The organism is Pseudomonas sp. GM60 (assembly GCF_000282415.1).
Classification (GTDB): domain Bacteria; phylum Pseudomonadota; class Gammaproteobacteria; order Pseudomonadales; family Pseudomonadaceae; genus Aquipseudomonas; species Aquipseudomonas migulae.
In genome coordinates this window covers 1-4502 of record NZ_AKJI01000114.1, presented here as the reverse complement: position 1 = coordinate 4502, position 4502 = coordinate 1, and the positions used below count along the sequence as shown (strand labels likewise).

6 protein-coding genes are annotated in these 4502 nt (G+C 58.8%); 2 read left to right on the top strand and 4 right to left on the bottom strand.

Going from position 1 to position 4502, the window contains the following annotated elements; translation table 11 throughout:
• Window positions 1–161 precede the first annotated feature (161 nt).
• The 4 genes from PMI32_RS0129175 to PMI32_RS04540 form a co-directional block, all read right to left on the bottom strand.
• A complete protein-coding gene (locus PMI32_RS0129175; protein WP_032829103.1) occupies window positions 162–386 on the bottom strand; it encodes a hypothetical protein in 225 nt (74 codons plus the stop codon).
• Window positions 387–496: 110 nt separating this feature from the next.
• Complete coding sequence (locus PMI32_RS04530; RefSeq protein ID WP_008033600.1) at window positions 497–1231, bottom strand: substrate-binding periplasmic protein; 735 nt, start codon at window positions 1229–1231, stop codon at window positions 497–499.
• A 144-nt stretch (window positions 1232–1375) separates the two neighbouring features.
• Entirely contained in the window at window positions 1376–1768 is a 393-nt protein-coding gene (locus tag PMI32_RS04535) for a hypothetical protein (protein ID WP_008033598.1), read from the bottom strand.
• 199 nt (window positions 1769–1967) lie between these two features.
• Window positions 1968–2708, bottom strand: coding sequence for a response regulator (locus PMI32_RS04540; RefSeq protein WP_008033593.1), 741 nt, complete (start codon window positions 2706–2708; stop codon window positions 1968–1970).
• 227 nt (window positions 2709–2935) lie between these two features.
• On the opposite strand from PMI32_RS04540, the gene PMI32_RS04545 reads away from it, so the two are divergent.
• Window positions 2936–3199: a DUF2790 domain-containing protein gene (locus tag PMI32_RS04545; RefSeq protein ID WP_008033592.1), complete on the top strand. Its 264-nt coding sequence runs from the start codon at window positions 2936–2938 to the stop codon at window positions 3197–3199.
• Window positions 3200–3315: 116 nt separating this feature from the next.
• On the top strand, window positions 3316–4380 hold the full coding sequence (locus PMI32_RS04550) for an alpha/beta fold hydrolase (protein ID WP_008033590.1): 1065 nt from the start codon (window positions 3316–3318) through the stop codon (window positions 4378–4380).
• The last annotated feature ends 122 nt before the right edge of the window (window positions 4381–4502 follow it).

Below are 4502 nucleotides of genomic sequence, written 5' to 3'. Positions count from 1 at the left end.
CAAGAGCGCTTGGTTACTTGGCGCTTCTCCAAGTGACTCGCCGTAAGGGCGAAACCAATATCAGCCATCACAAAAAAAACGGATATACACCCAAACAAAGAAACCCCGAAAAGACTAAATCCTCCCGGGGTTTCCTATTCAAAGCCGCACAAACCAGCCAATCAATAACGCTGATACTTGGACCCAAACTCAGGACGGTTTTCAGCGACATACAACGTACTCGCTTGAGTGTCTTTACGATCAACACCAACCGTATTCACATTCAACGTAGCCGGCTGACTGACCTTCGCCGCCGCCACCACTGGCAACGTAGCATGCGGGGCAGCGATGGCCGATGTAGCACCAAGAACCGAAAGGACGAAACCAAGACCAATAATGCTTTTCATGATGTAGCTCCAGAACTGTGGGAAGAAGATGGGCCCACAGTAGCCCTGGAGCATCACGATGAAAAAACACCCTCACGCATAGTCTTTATCGAGAACGTTGATCCACGCCGTCAGCGTGGTGTGCGGTCTGCCAGCCAGCGCTGCTTGAGCTGTTCCAGGCGTCCGTCGTGGCGCATCGTGTCCAGCGCCTGTTGCCAGCGCGCAATCTGACGCGGGTCGGTCAACGGCGAAAAAGCGATATACGTGGCTTCCTTCATCAGCGGTATCTGATAGTGCAACTGCTCGGGTGGCACTCCTTCTTCACGGGCCATGGTAGCGACGGAAAGGGTGTCGGCCACCACGAACTCCGCGCGACCCAGGCGGGCCAGGCGCATCATTTGTTCGGGGGTTTCCACGCCGTACAGATTGTTCACATCCTGCTTCTGCAAGTAGCTGTAGACCAGCCATTTTCGCGGAACGGCAATGCGGCCCTGATGACCGGCCTCCAGCAGACTGCGCACCGGTTGCCGGGTGCTTTCAGTGGAATACAGAGCGGTTTCCACCTCCATCAGCGGACCGACCCACTGATACTGGCCATCACGCTCGGCAGTGCGCAACACGGTGAACACCCCCGTGGCGGGCTCGGTGCTGGCCACGTGCAAGGCGCGCAGTAGCGGGACTTGCTGAAAGTGCACCTGGTCGCCAGCCATGTCGGCCAGTGCCTGCACCACATCCACGCCAAACCCCACCAGTTGATTACCCTGCTGGAAATGCAGGGGCGGGTGGTTGTCAGTCAGCATGTTCAGGTCTGCCGCGACCGCAGTGAACGTCAAAAGAGACAGCAGGCAAACGGCGATACGCTTCATGAATCGTCCTTGATCGAATGTGGCGCAAAGCTTAGTACGAGCGTGCAGTCACTGTCCCGCGCAATTGAGCGGGCTTTTGCGTCAGACCTGAGGATTTATGGGTATCACTCCCACAGGGGATCTTTGTTGCGATGTAGATCGCGATCAATACCGCTGATATTTCGAACCGAACTCTGCGCGGTTTTCCGCCACGATCACGCCGCCGCGTACGGCGTTGTCCGGGCTGATCAGGGCGACACGTTCACGCAGTTCCTGCAGGCGATCGGCACCGCCTTCAGCGACACGTTCACGCAGCTCTTGCAGGCGATCGGCGCCACCCTCAGCGACACGTTCGCGCAGCTCTTGCAAACGATCGGCGCCACCTTCAGCCACGCGGTTCTGTTGCAGCCGATCCGAGCCACCTTCTACCAGCAGTTGCTGGATCTGGCCGGGGGACAGCGCGCTCACGGTGCTGGCCGAGGCCAGATTCGACAGGCCGAGACCACCGACCAGTGCCAGACCGAGTGCCAGGGAAGAAACTTTCGAGAAATTGATCATGGTGATTCTCCGTGCGTTTAGTTTGAGTGGGTCGGTAGCTGCTGCTATCCGGTGATCACAGTTAAACGCCCGGGTGTATCGGTGATGTGTGCTCGAACCCGGCGAAATCGCTGTCTGCGTATCTGTCGCGGGTTTTTATACAGACGGATACAAAACCCTTCGGATGTGAAGGGCGGTCGTGTTCAGCGCCAGGCACGCTTCATGATTCTGCGCCGAGCATTTCCACCGGGTAGGAGAACACATAGCCTTCGCTGCGCACGGTCTTGATGTAGGTCGACTCGCGCGAGTCATCCATCAAGCGTTGGCGCAAACGGCTCACCAGCAAATCGATTGAGCGATCGAACAGGTCGGCATCGCGTCCCTGGGTCAGGTTGAGCAACTGGTCGCGGCTGAGTACCCGTTGCGGGTGATCGAGGAATACGCGCAACAAGCGGTACTCGGCACCACTGAGGGCCACCATCGTGTTGTCTTCGTCGAGTAAATGGCGGGCAGTCGTGTCGAGGCGCCAGCGGCCGAAACCCAATAGTCGGCCACTTTCGGTGATCAGCAGGTTGGGTGGCAGCATTCGCGTACGGCGCAATACGGCGTTGATCCGCGCCAGCAACTCGCGGGCGGCGAAGGGTTTGGTCAGGTAGTCGTCGGCGCCCATTTCCAGGCCGAGGATGCGATCGGTTTCGTCGTTGCGTGCGGTGAGCATCAGGATCGGCGTCGCTTTATGTTTACCCGAGCGCAACTCGCGGCACAGCACGAGGCCGTCATCGCCGGGCATCATGATGTCCAGCACGATCAGGTCCACCTGATTGGCTTCCAGAAAACTGCGCATCTGCCGGCCGTCAGCAACCACCGTGGTGCGCAGGCCGTTCTTCTTCAGGTAATTGCCGACCAGCTCGCGAATCTCCCGGTCGTCGTCGACGATCAGGATGTGGTTTACATGTTCCATTGCTCAACCCTCTTGTTATTCGCACGTTGCGCATTCTAGGCAGCCACGGTGCACCTGCCCACAGGCTTTGTATCACAGTGTATCCGCTGCCCTGTTTGACACCTTACGCCTTAATTCCGCGGGTTCTAAGACACATGGCAGATACCTCGGGTCGATTAAATGGGCTCCATCGAGACAACACGGTTTGCCTCGCAACCATTGCCCATTGCAACCCTGAGGAATTCATCATGAACTGGAACAAACTGATTGCCGCCAGCTTCTTTGCCGTCCTGAACGTTGCCGCATTTTCGGCCCATGCCGATGTTCAAGTACCGGCACAAACCACTGCGTACGGCACGCACCTGGATATCAAGAAAGTCGTATCCATCGTCGACAACGGCGGCGGCACCTGCGGCATTGTCGATGCCCGCCTGACCTACCTCGACTCCAATGGCGCGCAGAAAGTCGCCGGGTACAGCAAGTTTGCAGACTGCGCGAATCAGGGCGGCTGATCTTTCCACTACGCTCATCGCAGTCGATGTCGAGCAACGCACTGTTTGCTCAGCGCCCCGCGATGGCTGATTCATGTCGTCCAAACACCCGATCAATGACTTGCAGGGATATCACCATGAAGATCAATGTGTTGAGCAGTACCTCGGCCTCGCGTCGTCGCCGTTTCCTTGGCCCCTCGGTCCTCGCGTTCGCGCTGATGCAGCTCGGTGCTCTCGGGTCTGCCAATGCGCAAGCCGCGACTGCCGAGCCCGTGGTGGCGAGTGCTGCGACCCTCAAGGCGGACACGTTCGGCCCGCTCAAGCATGTCAATGCCGGGTTGCTGAGTGTGGCGTACGCCGAAGTCGGCCCCGCCGATGGGCCGGTGGTGATTCTTCTGCACGGCTGGCCGTACGACATTCACAGCTACAGCGAAGTGGCGCCGTTGTTGGCGGCCAAGGGTTACCGGGTGTTGATCCCATACGCACGGGGCTACGGTGACACGCATTTCCTGTCCGACAAGACTGTTCGCAACGGCCAGCCTGCGGCGTTGGCCAGTGATGTCATCGACTTCATGGATGCACTGAAGATCAAGAAAGCGGTGCTGGGTGGCTACGACTGGGGCGCGCGCTCGGCGGACATCGTTGCCGCACTTTGGCCGGAGCGGGTCGAGGCGCTGGTCGCCGTCAGCGGTTATCTGATCGGCAATCAGGCTGCGGGCAAGAACCCGTTGCCGCCCAAGGCCGAGTTGCAATGGTGGTACCAGTTCTATTTTGCAACCGAGCGCGGGCAGGCCGGCTACGAAAAGAATCGTCACGACTTCGCCAAGTTGATCTGGGAGCTGGCATCGCCAAAATGGCGCTTCGACGACGCAACGTTCGACCGCAGCGCGGCGGCCCTGGACAACCCGGATCACGTCGCTATCACGATTTTCAACTATCGCTGGCGGTTGGGCATGGTGCAGGGCGAACCCCAGTATGAAGCGCTGGAACAGCAACTGGCCAAGGCCCCGGTGATTACGGTGCCGACCATCACCATGGAAGGCGATGCCAACGGCGCGCCGCATCCGGCCGCCGAGGATTACGCCAAGCGTTTTACTGGCAAATACGAATACCGCCTCATCAGCGGCGGCATCGGCCACAACTTGCCGCAGGAAGATCCGCAAGCCTTTGCCAAGGCTGTGATCGACGCGGATAACCTGTAAAACGGAACCGGCTTGATGCGCTGCGCAAGGCTTTAGGGCCCCATCGCCAGCAAGCCGGCTCCTACAGGAATCGTGGGTGTCCGTGACCTTTCACACGACACCAAACTGTAGGAGCCGGCTTG

Bases quoted from the DNA above. Each gene is read 5' to 3' on its own strand.
- PMI32_RS04530 (WP_008033600.1), bottom strand. From the start codon at position 1,231: ATGAAGCGTATCGCCGTTTGCCTGCTGTCTCTTTTGACGTTCACTGCG.
- PMI32_RS04540 (WP_008033593.1), bottom strand. From the start codon at position 2,708: ATGGAACATGTAAACCACATCCTGATCGTCGACGACGACCGGGAGATT.
- PMI32_RS04550 (WP_008033590.1), top strand. From the start codon at position 3,316: ATGAAGATCAATGTGTTGAGCAGTACCTCGGCCTCGCGTCGTCGCCGT.
- PMI32_RS0129175 (WP_032829103.1), bottom strand. From the start codon at position 386: ATGAAAAGCATTATTGGTCTTGGTTTCGTCCTTTCGGTTCTTGGTGCT.
- PMI32_RS04545 (WP_008033592.1), top strand. From the start codon at position 2,936: ATGAACTGGAACAAACTGATTGCCGCCAGCTTCTTTGCCGTCCTGAAC.
- PMI32_RS04535 (WP_008033598.1), bottom strand. From the start codon at position 1,768: ATGATCAATTTCTCGAAAGTTTCTTCCCTGGCACTCGGTCTGGCACTG.